Source organism: Clostridium algidicarnis DSM 15099, assembly GCF_002934235.1.
Classification (GTDB): domain Bacteria; phylum Bacillota; class Clostridia; order Clostridiales; family Clostridiaceae; genus Clostridium_L; species Clostridium_L algidicarnis.
The window spans coordinates 49,422-65,904 of record NZ_PTIS01000012.1 but is presented as its reverse complement, the minus strand read 5'-3'; the positions used below and the strand labels follow the sequence as shown (position 1 = coordinate 65,904).

Sequence of the window (16,483 nt, the reverse complement as noted above, 5' to 3'; positions counted from 1 at the left end):
ATATGGAAAAACGAGAGTTAATATGTATATCTTGTCCTATGGGATGTAGGCTTGAGGTTGAAATGGAAGGAAAAGAAGCTATTAATGTTACAGGAAATAGTTGTAAGAGAGGTTATGAATATGGAATAAAAGAGTGTACTAATCCTACAAGAATAATAACCTCGTCAGTAAAAGTAGAAAATGGGGAAATACAAATGGTACCTGTAAAGACAGAGATAGATGTACCAAAAGGCAAGATGTTTGATTGTATTAAAGCGTTAAAGGGATTAAAAGTAAAGGCTCCTATAAATGTAGGAGATACAATAGTTAAGGACATAGCAGGTACTGGAGTTAATATAATAGCAACAAGAAGTATAGCATCAAAATAAACATTAAAGTACTTTAGATTATATGAATATAAAAAGAAGAAAGAAAATACAAAGATTTTCTTTCTTCTTTTTAGTTTTTTTGAATGTTATGGTACTTAATGACTCTTTTGGGTTTAATAATCAAAGCTCCATTATCTCCAAAAACATATTATACATAAGTTCATGGCCGACTTTTGTAGGATGTATACCATCTATAAAGTATTCTTCTTTATTTTCTAAATTTATTATATTTCTAAAGGAAGCACCAAAATCAATGTATCTTATGGAACTTTTAGTACAGTAATCTATAATACTTTCTTTATAGGTGTATATCAGTGAATTAACTAGAGAATAATCTAAGTATGAAGACCAATAAATCATAGCCATAGAACCAATTACAAAGGGCTGTATGCCAATCACAGGAATTATATCATTATAAGCACAATCTTTTATTAACATCTTTATGTTATCATAAACGTCAAAAGAACTTCTACCAAGTAGGAAGTCATTAGTTCCAGCCATTATAAAAGCATAATCAGGCTTTGGAATAATTATATCCTCATAGAATCTAGACAAAATTCCTGTGGTAGTATCTCCATTTACACCTTTATTTGTAACTTCAAGATTAGTGTTACTTTTTAGCATTTCAATCCATCTATATTTTTTTTCTAAACCATAACCAAAAGTTAAGCTATCTCCAATAAAAATAATTTTCAAGTTAACCTCCTATTTATAAATAAATAATCTTATTTTATGATATATTTAAAACATAATATGTACTTATTATATTAAGATAGAAAGGAAATAGCTATGAAAAGTGGTAGAAAAGCAAAAAAAGATTATATATTACTAGATGGAGCTATGGGTTCACTTTTAAAGCAAAGTGGAATAAATGACTATAAAAGTATACCGGAGTTAAATATTAAAAATAAAGATTTAATTAAAAATATTCATGAAAAGTACATAAGATCAGGAAGCGATATAATACTTACTAATAGCTTTTCTTTAAATGGAATAAGCTTAAAAGGTGATGATTATAAACTTAAAACCTTAATAAAGGCATCTATAGATATAGCAAATCAGTCAAAGGGAAATAGTTTAGTTGCTTATGATGTAGGTCCTCTTGGTGTTAATATGAAAGATAAATCTGTAGACTCAAAAGAAATATACGAAACTTATTATGAAATAGCTAAAATAATTAAAGAGTTAAATGTAGATATGATATTTATAGAAACTATGTATCAAATGGAAGAAGCATTATGTGTATTAGATGCATTTAAGGATATTAATAAAGATATATTTTTAAGTTTTACATTTAATGAGGATAATAAGTTATACTCAGGAGAAACTACAAAAGATATTGTAAGGTTACTTAAGGATTATAAGTTAAAAGCTTTAGGGTTTAACTGTGTAGATGTAAGATCAAAAGCTTTGTCATTAACTAAGGAATTTAAAACATATTCACCATTTCCTATAATAGCTAAACCTAATTTAGGAATTCCAAAAGAAAAAGATAATATATTAACTTATGATGTATTAGAATCTGAATTTATAGATGAAATGGAATCTATATATAAAGCAGGAGCAATATATATAGGTGGATGCTGTGGCACTAATCCAATTCATATAAAATTATTAAAAGAAAGACTTATGGATATTTAAAATATGATAAGTATTACAAAAGATTAAAATAACTTTTTAAAACAACCTTCACATATAAATTTATTCCCATTATCAGCCGACATACCTTCATTTTCAGCTAAAGATTTTGAGCAAATATAACAGGATTTTTTATGGCTTTTTTTCAAATTATCTTTAGGCAAATTAGAAGGCGACTTTACTACCTTGTTTGATGGTGGGGTATATTCTATTGGGTCTAAGAGAGCTTCATTTTCATCTATTTTATAAGATATATTATACTTACTTTCTGCGTAAAGTTCTAATTCAAACCTAGGGTTTACTTTATCATACAATTCCTCTATATAAAGTCTTCTTATTTGAGCATCATTTATTATTAATCCGCTTTTTTCTATTCCATCAAATATACTCTTAGTAATATTGTTAGTGTCAGGGTGACGTTTAGAGCTTTTATAATAAACCTTCAATATTGCTATTAAAGATTCTGTAAGTGTTATATTAGGGTTTTGGCACATTGTGGCATAGGCAATTTCCTCTTCATATAAGGCATATCTATCGTGGTATTTTCCTGAGTTATAAGGTAAAATAGCTCGTCCACTAACATTAAACAATTTAAAATTAGATTTTGATATAGGAGAGCCCTTTACCACAACTTTAGCATAATAGCATGACATAAACATTACTCCTTTATTAGAATTTAAGATTATATAAAGCTCTTTATAGCTTCATTAAATATATTATTTCCATGGTAATTATTCTATCATTGAAAACTTATGTTCTCAAGTGCCATTTTTAAATTTTATGTATTAATTTTTTTATTGACTTCGAACTCATTGATTATATAATACGTATTAAGTATAATATAATGATAAAATGATTATATTAAGGATGGTTGAATATGGATAAAGATATAAAGATATTAGCGATAGAAAGCAGTTGTGACGAAACAGCCGCAGCTGTTGTAATAAATGGAAGACAAGTTCTTTCAAATATAATTTCATCCCAAATAGAAACACATAAAAAGTTTGGAGGTGTAGTTCCAGAAGTAGCATCGAGAAAACATATAGAAGCAGTAAATATAGTGGTAGAACAAGCCTTAGAAGAAGCTTCTATGGATTTAAGCGATATAGATGCCATAGCGGTAACATATGGTCCAGGACTTGTAGGAGCGCTTTTGGTAGGCATACAATATGCAAAGGGTTTAGCCTATGGAAGTAAAAAACCTTTAATAGGTATAAATCATATTGAGGGTCATATAAGTGCGAATTTTATCCAATACAAAGATTTAAAACCACCATTTATGTGTCTTGTAGTATCAGGTGGACATACATTTATTGTATATGTAAAAGATTTTGGACAGTTTGAGGTTATAGGTGAAACTAGAGATGATGCTGCAGGAGAGGCCTATGATAAAGTTGCAAGGTCACTAGGGCTTGGATATCCAGGAGGTCCTAAGATAGATTTACTATCCAAAGAAGGAAATAAAGATGCTATAAAGTTCCCTAAAGCTAATTTTCATGATGGCACTTTAGATTTTTCTTTTAGTGGTGTGAAGTCATCAGTTTTAAATTATCTAAATAAAATGGAAATGAAAAACGAAACAGTAAATAAAGCAGATGTGGCTGCATCATTTCAAAAAGCTGTAGTTGAAGTTCTTACAGACAATGCTCTTAAGGCTTGTAAAATAAAGGGCGTAGATAAAATAGCTATAGCAGGTGGAGTTGCATCTAATTCAGAACTTAGAAGAAATCTTATTGAAAAAGGAAATAAAGAAGGTATAGAGGTTTTATTCCCAGATCCGATTTTATGTACTGACAATGCTGCCATGATAGGAAGTGCTGGTTATTTTGAGTTTATGAAAGGAATAAAATCTGATCTAGATTTAAATGCAAGACCGAATCTTAAATTAGGAGAAAGATAATTATGAAGTTTTTACCTTACTCTAACAGTATGCATAAATACAAACCCAAAAGGAAAGTTAATAAATTAAGAATTATAGAAATAGTTGTTGTATTATTATTTTTAGTAACATTTTTTGGAATGTTATATGAAAATATAAGTAGCCATAAGATGAGCATTAAAGCAAAGGGCAAAGGTAAATATGTGTCCATAAATGAAAAAAAGATATATTATGATTTAATTGGACATGGAAAGGCTACTATAATTCTAGAATCTGATATAGGAGCTGATCACTTAGAATGGAGTAAACTTGTTAAGAGTATGCCAAAGAATTTTAGAGTTTTTTATTATGATAGGGCAGGATATGGTTTAAGTGAAGGAGCGGGAAAAGATGTAAGTATAGAGGATGAGGTTAAAGATCTTTCAGATATTTTATATAAAGGAGCAGTTAATGGACCTTATATATTTGTTGGAAATTCATATGGATCACTATTAGCTAATAATTTTGCTAAAATGTATCCAAATGAAGTCATAGGCTCAATACTCATAAATCCTATATTAGAGAAGGATCTTAGCTCAAAGGAAACTCAAAAAGATTTAAAAAAACAAATAAGAAATAAATCAGTCCAGGAGACATTTTCCAGTATAGGTTCTATAAGAATACTTAATAATATAAATGTGATTAAAATAAGAAATGATATAACTTCACTTCTTTCAGAAGAAAATGCAGAAGTGTTTAATTCCTTTACTGTAAGCAAAAAATATTTGAAAGCATACAAAGAAGAATTAAATATTTTGAAAGATTATAATTTGGATTTACAACAACAAGGAATGTTAGGAGATAAACCATTAGTAATTTTATTAAGCGAGAATAAAGGTGACGAATATATAAAAGAAGCAAGTAAACTTGCACAACTATCATCTAAATCTGAAGTTAAAGTATTACCTAATATAAATAATATACCATTAGAAGATGAAAATTCAATTATATTTTATCTAGGAAATATTTTGAAAGATACAGATAAGTTATCTCAAAAGGAGTAATTTATAGAAAGGTGAATAATATTTTTTGTTATTTGCAAGTATACTTAAATATAAAGTTTTAGTGAGGATTTCAATATATAATTTGAATACCTCACTAAAACTTTATATTTTGACATACAGTTGTAACAATTATAGTTTAATATATATGTAAAGGTAGAATATAGGTATAGAGAGGATGATTTTAATGGATGATAGGTATGAAAACAACTTTGAAGGTACAAAAGCGAACATGCAAGGATATTCACCAGATTTTATTATTATACCAAAAGAAGACCCCTTAAATAATAATAAAAATCATCGAAGGGAGAATACAAGTATGGAGAAAATAAATAATAAAAAGAAAAGAAATAGAGATAGAAGTATCTTCCCATATGTGGCCTTGTCATTGATATTTTCTATAATAGGAGGACTTCTAGGAGCAGCTGGAGTACTATATATAGCTCCACAAAGTAAAGATTTTAAAAATACAGCATTATATAAAACTATAATAGAAGAAAAAAGCAAAGATTATGGACCTACTACTTTAAGAGAAGAGAAAGATGCCTTAACGGTTACTGAAATTATAGATAAGGTGGGTCCGGCTGTGGTTGGAGTTACTACCAAAAGTATAAAAGACTATGGTATTTTTGGAAATCAAGCAACAGAGGGCATAGGTTCTGGATTTATAATAAATGAAGAAGGTTATGTACTTACAAATTATCATGTTATAAAAGGTGCTCAAGATGTGAAAGTAGTATTAAATGATGGTAAGGAAGTTGAAGCAAAAGTTATAAACTACGATGCAGAAAATGATATAGCTGCAGTTAAAATAAAGGAAGAAATGAAGATGCCAGGAGTAGTAGAACTTGGAGATTCGGATTCTGTTCAAGCAGGAGAATCTGTTGTTGCAATAGGAAACCCTCTAGGAAAAGAATTTTTAGGTACAGTAACATCGGGTATAGTAAGTGCAATAAATAGAACCATAAATATAGGTGGTAAAGACTTAACACTTATTCAAACAGATGCAGCTATAAATCCTGGTAACAGCGGTGGCCCTTTATTAAATTCAAGAGGTCAAGTTATAGGTATGAACACTGCAAAGATTAATTCACAATCAGCAGAAGGTGGCGTAGAAGGTATTGGTTTTTCTATACCTATAAATCAAGCTAAAGCAAAACTTGGAGATTTATCAAAACCTATATTAGAAATAGGCATTAGGGGAAGAGATATATCAGAAAATGTATCTAAAGAAAACAAAATACCTGTGGGAGTTTATGTTATGGAGGTTATAGAATTTAGTCCAGCAGAAAAGGTTGGAATAAGACCATCAGATGTCATAACAAGTTTTGATGGTAATAAGGTAAATACTATGGCTGAATTAAATAAGCTAAAATCTCAAAAAAATAATGGTGATGAGGTTAGCATTGAAGTTTATAGGGAAGGAAAAAGTAAAACTATAAATCTCACATTACAGGAAAAAAAGTAAATTTAACAAGAAGAGATAAGTTTAAAAAGCTGATATAGTAATTACTATATCAGCTTTTCCCATTCTTCATATAAGGTTTCTGAGACCTTTTGTAGTTGTAGCAATTCTTTGTTAATAGATTCACTCTTTTCTGCGTTTGAATAAACCTCTTCTAAACACAGTAGTTCTTGAAGTTTTAGTATATTTGACTCATTAGATGAAATATCTTGTTCTAAAGATTTAAGTTTAGTTTCTTCTTCTTTTGCCTTTTTATCTAAAAGTCGTTTTTTACGTTTTTCTTCAGACACCTGAGTTTTACTTTTATTTTGGAGCTCTTCTAAGCCTTCATATCTAGAGGGATTCTTTTTCTTTTCTTGGAAGTAATTATAATTTCCAAGGTATTCTTTTATGCCATCTGAATTAAGTTCACAGATATTATTTATAACCTTATTTAAAAAGTATCTATCATGAGAAATAATAAGTAAAGTTCCATCGTAGTTATTTATGGCATCTTCTAAGGCTTCTCTTGACATAATGTCTAAGTGATTTGTAGGTTCATCTAATAATAGAAAATTAGATTTTGAAAGCATGAGCTTTAAAAGGTTAATTCTACACTTTTCGCCACCACTCAATTTATTTATTTCTTTAAAAACATCATCACCAGTGAAAAGAAAAGATGCTAAAGCATTTCTAACTTGCGTTGTTGTCATGTGAGGATACTCATCCCAAATTTCATCTATAATTGTTTTATTTTCATTTAAGTTTGACTGTTCTTGATCATAGTATCCTATAAAAACATTTTTACCTAAGGTCTTAGTACCAGTACTAGCAAGGATGTCGTCCATTATAATTTTAAAAAGAGTAGTTTTACCTCTTCCATTTTCACCAATAAGGGCTATACGATCCCCTCTTTTTATATCAAAATTAACATGGGAAAAAAGGTGGTTTTCTCCAAAGCTTTTGCTTAAATTTTCTACATATAATACGTCATTTCCACTTTTTATTAAGGTTTCGAATTTTATTTTAGAAGCTTTTGCATCTTTATCAGGAGTTTCGAGTCTTTCTATTTTAGCTAAAGCTTTTTCTCTACTTTCTGCTGCACGTACACTTTTTTCACGATTAAAGGATTTATATTTTTCAATAATGTCCTCTTGTCTTTTAATTTCAATTTGTTGCAGATTATAAGCTTTTAGCTTTGTTTCAAATTCTTTTTTCCGAAGGTCTATATATTTTGAGTAATTTGCGTTATAACAATCTACGTGTCCATTAATAAGTTCAAAGGTGTGTGTAGTTATAGCATCTAAGAAAAATCTATCATGCGATATAATAACAATGGTTCCTTTATAACCTTTTAAGTAATCTTCAAGCCACTCTATAGCGTCTAGGTCTAAATGATTTGTAGGTTCGTCTAGAAGCAATATTTCAGGCTTTGTAAGAAGAAGTTTACAAAGAGCAACTCTAGTTTTTTGACCACCACTTAGAATATTTATAGGCTTTTCATAATCCTCTTCTAAAAATCCTAATCCTTTTAATACCTTATTAATATTTGCTTTATAGGTATATCCACCTTTATTATTATATAATTCAGTTAAAGTAGTATAGTCTTTTATGACTTTATCATGATAGGAAGCATTAGTAGGATCATAGCCATCGTTTAATTTAATTTCTAACTCTTTTAGTTTTTTTTCAATGGCTAATAGCTCACTAAAAACAGAAAGCATTTCTTCATAAATACTACTATTAGATCCTAGTGAAAGATGTTGTGAAAGATATCCTAGGGCTTTATTTTTATCTATAAATACATCACCTATATCATAAGTGAGCTCACCTGTTAATATTTTGAATAAGGTAGATTTACCAGCTCCGTTAGCACCTATAAAACCAACTTTATCACCTTCGTTTATAGAAAAAGTTACTTTATTTAATACTACATCTACACCATAACTTTTAGAAATATTTTTACAACCAATAACAATCATATTAATACCGCCTTGTTTTTTTATTATTGACTACATTATACTATATTTTTATTTTTAATAACAAAAAATATATTTATTATTATAACATAGATCATCTATAAACATTGCATTTAGTAATTCCAACGTAGTAAAGGTATACATTTAACTTTGAAAAAAAAGTCGTAAAATTATTTATAAAAAAAATTAAAAAAACATATTGACTATTAGTCATTAAAGGGTATAATAATATATGTTAGATAAATGACCGACAGTCATTAAACTAAATAAGTTTACTATAAATAGATAAGACAACTAAGATAGAGTAAACAATTTAGAGGGGTTTCCTATGGAAGAAGGAGTATGGAAGATTATGAATGTAACATAAGAATATATCAGGAGTGGATAATGTGGATAAGATAACTAAAAAGGATGAAATAAAAAGCAAGTCAGAAAATAAGAAACTAATAAAAGAGAAGGATTTATATAGTGCTGCTTATGAACTTTTTACTACAAAAGGATTTCAAAATACGGCCATAGACGATATCGTTAAAAAGGCAGGAGTGGCCAAGGGAACATTTTACCTATACTTTAAAGACAAATACGATATTATAAACAAAATTATACTTCAAAAAAGTTCTGGACTCATAAAAGAAGCAATGCAAAAAACTAAAGAAGAATCTTTTGAAGATTTTATAGAGATGTTTCTATTTTATGTTAATTATATAATAGAATATTTAAAAGATAATAAACTTATGCTTAAGATTGTAAACAAAAACTTTTCATGGGGAGTATATAGAAGAGCTATAATGCGACCTGAACAACATGAAGAAATGAGAGAAGTGATAGATATATTTATAGTTAATATGGAATCACTTGGTACAGACAAAAAAGAATCAGAAAAAATTCTATTTATGATTATAGAGCTTATAGGAAGCGTTTGTTATAGTAGCATTATACTTGAAGAACCCTACGATATGGATACAATGAAACCTATTTTATTTAAAACTATAAAAAAAATGTTAGAAGTTTAAACATAAAGGAAGGATTGAGGCAAAGTGAAAAAATTTGGTGAATTCATAGCAAAGCATAGAAATATAGTTCTTATAGTAGCAGTACTTTTATCAATTATATCAGTCTTTGGTATGGTAAATACAAAAATAAATTATGATGTTTTGACTTACTTACCACAGGAACTAGATTCTATGAAAGGTCAAAATATATTGGATGATACATTTGCAAGTGCATCTTTATCTATGCTAATTATGGATGATGCAGAACCTAAAGAGGTATCAAGAATAAAAGAAAAAATTCAAACAATTGAGGGAGTAGACAGTGTACTTTGGATAGATGATGCATTAGACATATCTATTCCAAAAGAAATATTGCCAGACGATGTAAAAAAGGCACTTTACAGTGGTGATTCTACAATGATGGTAATAAAGTATAAAGAAGGAAGCTCCTCAGAGGTCACACAAAATGCTATAACAGATATAAGAAAGGTAATGGATGAAAAAAGCTTTCTAAGTGGCGTATCAGCTATAGTAAAAGATACAAAGGATCTTTCAGATAAGCAGACTCCTATTTATGTGTTAATTGCAGTAATTTTATCTACAATAGTTTTAGCACTTACTATGGAATCTGTAATTATACCATTTATATTTTTAGCCTCCATTGGATTTGCGATTTTATATAACTTTGGAAGCAATATATTCTTAGGCGAGGTTTCTTATATAACAAAAGCCTTGGCAGCGGTACTCCAATTAGGGGTAACTATGGACTACTCAATATTTTTATTACACAGATATGAAGAAGAAAAGCTTAAAATAGAAGATAAAGAAGAGGCTATGGCAGAAGCAATAGCAAATACTATAACAGCTATATCAGGAAGTTCTCTTACAACTATAGCAGGTTTTCTTGCACTTTGTGTTATGGAACTAGCCCTTGGAAAAGATATAGGAATTGTAATGGCTAAAGGAGTATTACTTGGAGTAATATGTACAGTAACTATTTTACCGGCTTTAGTTTTATACTTTGATAAAGCTATACACAGGTTTCAGCATAAAACAATATTGCCTGAGTTTACAAAGGTTTCAAATTATGTAACAGAGCATTATAAAATTTTTGTAGCGATATTCGTTATAGCTTTCATACCAGCAATTTATGGAGCTAATAATGCAAAGGTGTATTACAACTTAGATGAGTCACTACCTAAAGATATGGAATCTGTAGTAGCCTTAAACAAGCTTAAAGAAGATTATAATATGACAACTACACATATGATAGTTGTAAAAGACGATTTACCACAGTACAAAAAGAAAGAAATGGCAGATCGAATAGAAAAGGTTGATGGAATAGAAAAAGTTTTATCTTATGATAAATTAGTAGGAGGATCAATTCCAGAAAGCTTTGTCCCAGAAGATATAAAAGCAAACTTTAAAAAGGATGGATACAACTTAATAGTTGCAAATTCTATATATAAAGCAGCACAAGACGAAGAAAATGCTCAAGTAGATGAAATAATAAATATTGCAAAAGAGTATGATGAAGATGCTATGGTATCGGGGGAGGGGCCTTTAACTAAAGATCTAATTCGGATAGCAGAGAGCGATTTTAAAAGAGTAAATGTAGTTTCAATTTTAGCTATATTTACTATAATATTTGGAGTGTTTTTATCTTTTTCATTACCACTTATTTTAGTGTTATCAATAGAACTTGCTATATTTATAAATCTTGGAATTCCGTACTACACAGGTACAGCGCTTCCTTTTATCTCAAATATAGTAATTGGAACTATACAGCTAGGAGCAACTGTAGACTATGCTATATTACTAACATCTAGATTTAAAGAGGAAATGCAAAATGGATATGACAAGATAGAAGCTATGAAAATATCCGTACAAGGTTCAGCAAAATCTATAGTAACAAGTGCTCTTACATTTTTTGCTGCTACTGCAGGGGTAGCACTTATTTCAGATATGGAACTTATAAAGAGTCTATGCTTTTTAATGGCTAGAGGAGCTCTTATAAGTATGGTTGTAATAATATTTATATTACCATCAATATTAATAGTTTCAGAAAGGTTTATAGGTCTTACAACTAAAGGATGGAAACAAAAGAAAAAATCAAAAGAAAATGTTGAATTATCAGCTTAAAATTACAGGAGGTAAGTATAATGAGAAAAGATAAATTGAATTATATGTCAAAAACAATTATAAGCCTTGTTTTAGTGGCTTCAATAGTGAGCCCTAACTTAGTACAGGCATCAGAAGCAATTAAAAAAGATGAATCAGTATATATAACTTTGGATAAAGAAGGAAAGGTACAAGATAAAATAGTAAGTACTTGGATTCATAATCCAAATGGTGGTGATATAAAAGACAAGTCCAATTTAAAGGATATTAAAAATATAAAAGGTGAAGATAAGCCAGAGATAAATGGAGAATCAATTACATGGAGATCTAAAGAAAATGATATTTTTTATCAAGGAAACTCTAATGAAGAGCTACCTTTGGAAATAACAATGATATATTATTTAAATGGAGTAAGCATAAAACCAGAAGAATTAGCAGGAAAATCTGGTAAGGTAAAAATAAGTTTAGAAATAAAAAATAAAGAAGCACATAAAGTTACTATTAATGGCAAAGAGAAAACAATATATACACCTTTTGCTACTGTAGCTTTACTAAATTTACCTATGGATAGCTTTAAAAATATAAATATAAATTCTGGACAAATAGTTTCTGATGGAAATAACAATATAATAACTTATATTGGATTACCAGGATTAAAGGAGAGCTTAGGACTTAACACTATGGATATAGATCTTGGACTTGAAGATAAGCTTGAAATAGAAGCTGATGTTGAAAACTTTAAGATGGGACCAGTAATGATAACAGCCACACCTGATCTTCCAGAAATTGAAAAGCTAAAAGATTCTAAAGATCTTTCAGAACTAGTTGATGGAATAGATGAATTAAAGGATGCTAGTGGAAAGTTAAAAGAAGGTAGTGAAAAGTTATCAGAAGGAGAAAGCCTTTTTGCTGCAAAGATGGGGGATTTAGTTGTTGGTACTGATAAATTAAAGGGCGGTAGTACTTCTCTAAAAAATGGAGCCTATGATTTAAAATCTGGCATAAATACTGCAGGAAAAGGTATTGGATCAATTCAAGGTGAAATGTCAAAAAAAGAAAATCAAAAAAAGATTGCATTAATAACAGATGATAATAATGTTAAAAGAGAAAGAACATTAATTAATGATGCTTACTTTGCAAAAGATATTGATATTTCAAGTATGGGGGAATTATTGCCTTTACTTAGTGAAAATAACATGAACCTTATGGGTAAGACCTTTGTAGATTATAGAGCAGTTGGCATATCAAAAATGCTAGCAAATCCCATGATTAAAGAGTTGAAAGCATTATCTACACCAGAAAATATAAGTAATATTGAGGCTTTAATAAATACTACAGATCAGCTAAGTGGTGTAGATGTAGATACCCAAAAACTACAACCGTTACTAGAAGTTATGAAAAATGTAGATAAATTAGCACCACTTATGGGAGAATTAAATTCATTGGCTCCACATCTATCAGTGATAGATACACTTGCTCCTATATTTCAAAATGCTAGTGCAATTAACAATATATTAGATTCAGCAAAAGCTCTAGAAAAGGTAAATGGAGTAGAGATGGAAAAAACTTTAAAGCAGCAACAAGCTATGGCTAATAAATTTGTTGGAGATACAAATGAGCTGGTTAAAGAAGAAAATGTTAATGCATTAAGGGAAGCGGTAAATAAAGCTTATCCCACAGATAATGAAGAAACAGAAGTAGTAAATAAGCAGTTGCAAGCATTAATTAGCGGATATAATAGCGCAGTTGTAGGAGCTAGAGATGGATTTATTAAATCTAAAGGTAGCATGGATGGTATGGAAGAAAGCTTACAAACTTTAATAGCACTTCAACAAGCACTTGGGCAAAACAAAGATGCTTTAGAAGCTATTTCAAAGGCTCTTAATCCAGAAACTATGAAGAGTATTAATAAAATGACGGTTACATTAAAGGAAATTCAAGCTAAAACAGAAGATCCTGACACAAAAGCTATGTTAATTGAGTTAAATAATGTATTAAACGATAAAGAGGTTATGGGTGAACTTAATAAGGTAAATCAAATGCTTCCAGCTATACAAGGAATGAAGTCTACTTTAGATAAAAACAAAGAAAATATAGAGGTATCAAAGAAATTATTAGAAGCTAGCAAGAGTAAAGAATTTAAAGAAACAGTAGAAAATATAGCAGTATTAGAAGAAGATATGAAAAATCTTCAACCTATAATAACAGCTGTAGAAAATAATATGACACCAGAGGTAATGGATAAGATATCCAAGTCACCTGAAAGTATAAATACACTAATGGCTATGCAAAAACACCTTAAAGATAGTGAAGATATACTTTCAATAATGAGAGAATCTTTAGAAGAAAATAATGTAAATAAGGTAAGAGAATCCTTAAATAAACTTCCACAATTAACTGGAGGGATAAAGCAACTAGAAGAAGGTGCAAATAAGTTATATCAAGGTACATCAGATTTAAACAATGGAATTGAAGGTTTAAGCTCTGGAGCAGCACAATTAAAAGATGCTTCAAATCAATTAGAAAAGGGTGCTAAAGAATTAAACGAAGGAATGACAAAGTTTGATGAAGAAGGAGTAACAAAGCTTCATGATAAAGTAAGTGAAGGGGTAACTGATATAGATGATGTATTAGCATCTAAAGATGAAATAGTGAAATTATCAGAAGACTACGGAACATTTTCAGGTATAGAAGAAGGCATGGAAGGTAAGGTTAAATTTATAATAAAAACTGAAGAAATAAAAATACCAGAAGCAAAAATAGAAACAAAAGTTGAGGTTAAAGAAGAAAAGAAAGGTATTATTAACTGGATAAAGAATATATTCAGCAAATAAAAAATAAGCTATGATAGGGCATTACAATATAAATAATATTAAAGCACCATAACTTAAAATAAGATGCAACTAAGATTTAAATAGAAGGTAGAACCTCTTTTAAATCTTAGTTGCATTTTTTATGTAAATTTTAATTGCTTAAAATATTATTAGATATCATTGATAATGTTGATTAAAAGAGGTAAAATGTTTTGTATATTCAAAAGATACTTGTATTAAAAGTTATAATAACCTATTTAATAGGGGCATTTTTTAGATTAAGGAGAGTAAATGATGAAAAAAAAGACAATTACTTGGATTGTAGGGATAGTTGCACTGGGAATTATAGTTTCTTTACCTATAATACTAGGAAAGAAAAATGATAAATCAATAAGCGTAAAAACATCAAATGTAGAAATTGGTAATTTAAGTTCTTACTTAAATACTACAGCTACCATAAAGTCAAAAACAATAAAAGAATATTATGGCCCTCAGCTTAAAGCAAATGAGGTAAATTTTAAAGTGGGAGATAGTGTGAAAACTGGAGATATCATAGTAAGTTATGATATAGAAGACATTAATAATGCAATAAAACAAGCAGAAATTCAATATGATAATGCAGTACTTCAAAAACAAGAACTTATAAATCAAAAGCAAAGTATAGAAGATAAGAAAGCCAAAGATGAAGAATTAAAAAATTCAAATAAAGATTTGACTCATATAGATAAAATTAGTGAATCTCAAGGTGCAGCTATGGCTTTGCAATCACAATCTGGATTAGTTGAGATATCAGAAGAAAAAATAAAACAATCAGATAATGCTATAAATTTGGCAAAGATATCATTAGATTCTGCAAAGTCAAAATTAAGTTCTATAAATTCAAATATAGTAGCAGAATTTGATGGAGTAATAACTGCTATTAATATAACAGAAGGTGCTATTGGAAATATGACACAACCAGCCGTTGTAGTTCAAGATATATATAATTTAAAAGCATTAGTAGCCCTTGGTAAGTATGATGCTTCAAAAGTGATAGTAGGCCAGGAAGCAGAAATTGTTATATCGGGTAATAGAATAAAGGGAAAAGTAGTTTATATAGATCCTGTGGCTAAAAAGGTACAAAGTGCTACAGGTTCTGATGTAATACTTAATGCAGATGTAGATATATTAGAAAAGGTAGAAGATATTAAGCCAGAATTTGATGTGGATATAGAAATATTGTTAGCTAAAAAAGAAAACATACTAAAGATACCAGCAGAAGCTATTAGATCAGATAAACAAGGTAAAAACTATGCATATATAATGGTAGAAAACAAAGCCGTAGAAAAACTAATAAAGTTAGGATTGCAGTCTGATATGGAAGCAGAGGTAATGGAGGGTCTAGATGAAGGAGATACAGTTATTTTAAATCCAACTGCTGCTATAAAGGATGGATCTTTAGTAAAAGAAGCATCTGTGGGTGATATAAAATGATTGAAGTTGTAGATATAGTTAAAATATATAAAACAGGACAAATTACATTTAAGGCTTTAAATGAAATAAGTCTTAAAGTAGATAAGGGGGAATTTACATCAATTATGGGTCCCTCAGGATCAGGTAAATCTACATTTATGAATATACTAGGTTGCTTAGATAAATTTGACGAAGGACAATACACATTAAATGGCAAGGAGATTTCAAATCTTTCAGATAATGAACTTGCATACATAAGGAATAAAGAAATAGGCTTTGTATTTCAGTCTTTTAATCTTTTGCCTAGAATGAGCATATTAGAAAATGTAGAACTTCCTATGGCCTATGCTGGAGTATCTAAAAGTGAAAGAAGAGATAGAGCTCTTAGTGCTTTACAAAAGGTAGGATTATTAGATAGAATAAAACACAGACCTAATGAAATATCTGGAGGGCAAAAGCAAAGGGTTGCAATAGCAAGAGCTATAGTAAATTCCCCAGCAGTAATAATGGCAGATGAGCCAACAGGAAATTTAGATTCTAAGTCTTCAGAAGATATAATAAGGATATTTCAAACTTTAAATGATGAAGGAGCAACTATACTTATGGTAACTCACGAGCCGGATATAGCACAATATACGAAAAGAATAGTGAGGTTTAAAGATGGAGAAATTGTATCGGATGATATTGTTAAAGATAGGATAATACTAGAAAGGTATGTAGAATCAAAAAGTAAGTTATCTAAATAGGAGGGATGAAT

The 16,483-nt window shown here is 29.4% G+C and carries 13 protein-coding genes; 10 read left to right on the top strand and 3 right to left on the bottom strand.

The window, feature by feature from the left end; genetic code table 11:
• Positions 1–2: 2 nt before the first annotated feature.
• Entirely contained in the window at positions 3–368 is a 366-nt protein-coding gene (locus BD821_RS09185) for a DUF1667 domain-containing protein (protein WP_104410219.1), read from the top strand.
• 120 nt (positions 369–488) lie between these two features.
• On the opposite strand, the gene BD821_RS09180 is transcribed toward BD821_RS09185, so the two are convergent.
• Positions 489–1,064 carry a GDSL-type esterase/lipase family protein gene (locus BD821_RS09180; RefSeq protein ID WP_104410218.1) on the bottom strand — a complete coding sequence of 192 codons (576 nt, stop codon included), beginning with the start codon at positions 1,062–1,064 and terminating at the stop codon, positions 489–491.
• A gap of 93 nt (positions 1,065–1,157) precedes the next feature.
• On the opposite strand from BD821_RS09180, the gene BD821_RS09175 reads away from it, so the two are divergent.
• The gene (locus tag BD821_RS09175; RefSeq protein WP_104410217.1) at positions 1,158–2,009 is read left to right on the top strand and encodes a homocysteine S-methyltransferase family protein; all 852 of its coding nucleotides are present in this window, start codon (positions 1,158–1,160) and stop codon (positions 2,007–2,009) included.
• 23 nt (positions 2,010–2,032) lie between these two features.
• Here BD821_RS09175 and BD821_RS09170 read toward each other — a convergent pair whose 3' ends face one another.
• Positions 2,033–2,659: a RusA family crossover junction endodeoxyribonuclease gene (locus BD821_RS09170; RefSeq protein ID WP_104410216.1), complete on the bottom strand. Its 627-nt coding sequence runs from the start codon at positions 2,657–2,659 to the stop codon at positions 2,033–2,035.
• A 224-nt stretch (positions 2,660–2,883) separates the two neighbouring features.
• Here BD821_RS09170 and tsaD point away from each other — a divergent pair, with 224 nt between their 5' ends.
• The 3 genes from tsaD to BD821_RS09155 all read left to right on the top strand — a co-directional run bounded on the left by tsaD (position 2,884) and on the right by BD821_RS09155 (position 6,393).
• A complete protein-coding gene (tsaD, locus tag BD821_RS09165) occupies positions 2,884–3,906 on the top strand; it encodes a tRNA (adenosine(37)-N6)-threonylcarbamoyltransferase complex transferase subunit TsaD (protein WP_029450955.1) in 1,023 nt (340 codons plus the stop codon).
• 2 nt (positions 3,907–3,908) lie between these two features.
• On the top strand, positions 3,909–4,928 hold the full coding sequence (locus tag BD821_RS09160; protein ID WP_104410215.1) for an alpha/beta hydrolase: 1,020 nt from the start codon (positions 3,909–3,911) through the stop codon (positions 4,926–4,928).
• Positions 4,929–5,112: 184 nt separating this feature from the next.
• Positions 5,113–6,393 carry a S1C family serine protease gene (locus BD821_RS09155; RefSeq protein ID WP_104410214.1) on the top strand — a complete coding sequence of 427 codons (1,281 nt, stop codon included), beginning with the start codon at positions 5,113–5,115 and terminating at the stop codon, positions 6,391–6,393.
• Positions 6,394–6,437: 44 nt separating this feature from the next.
• Here the strand turns inward: BD821_RS09155 and abc-f are convergent, their stop codons facing one another.
• Positions 6,438–8,351, bottom strand: coding sequence for a ribosomal protection-like ABC-F family protein (gene abc-f / locus BD821_RS09150; protein WP_104410213.1), 1,914 nt, complete (start codon positions 8,349–8,351; stop codon positions 6,438–6,440).
• Positions 8,352–8,746: 395 nt separating this feature from the next.
• Between abc-f and BD821_RS09145 the strand changes: the two genes are divergently transcribed.
• The 5 genes from BD821_RS09145 (at position 8,747) to BD821_RS09125 (ending at position 16,472) form a co-directional block, all read left to right on the top strand.
• On the top strand, positions 8,747–9,361 hold the full coding sequence (locus BD821_RS09145; protein WP_104410235.1) for a TetR/AcrR family transcriptional regulator: 615 nt from the start codon (positions 8,747–8,749) through the stop codon (positions 9,359–9,361).
• 24 nt (positions 9,362–9,385) lie between these two features.
• Positions 9,386–11,482: an efflux RND transporter permease subunit gene (locus BD821_RS09140; RefSeq protein ID WP_207655276.1), complete on the top strand. Its 2,097-nt coding sequence runs from the start codon at positions 9,386–9,388 to the stop codon at positions 11,480–11,482.
• Between the two features lie 20 nt (positions 11,483–11,502).
• Positions 11,503–14,295 carry a YhgE/Pip domain-containing protein gene (locus BD821_RS09135; protein WP_104410212.1) on the top strand — a complete coding sequence of 931 codons (2,793 nt, stop codon included), beginning with the start codon at positions 11,503–11,505 and terminating at the stop codon, positions 14,293–14,295.
• 273 nt (positions 14,296–14,568) lie between these two features.
• Positions 14,569–15,747 carry an efflux RND transporter periplasmic adaptor subunit gene (locus tag BD821_RS09130; RefSeq protein ID WP_169994094.1) on the top strand — a complete coding sequence of 393 codons (1,179 nt, stop codon included), beginning with the start codon at positions 14,569–14,571 and terminating at the stop codon, positions 15,745–15,747.
• Positions 15,744–16,472: an ABC transporter ATP-binding protein gene (locus BD821_RS09125; protein ID WP_104410210.1), complete on the top strand. Its 729-nt coding sequence runs from the start codon at positions 15,744–15,746 to the stop codon at positions 16,470–16,472. Before BD821_RS09130 ends, BD821_RS09125 begins: the two co-directional genes overlap by 4 nt.
• The last annotated feature ends 11 nt before the right edge of the window (positions 16,473–16,483 follow it).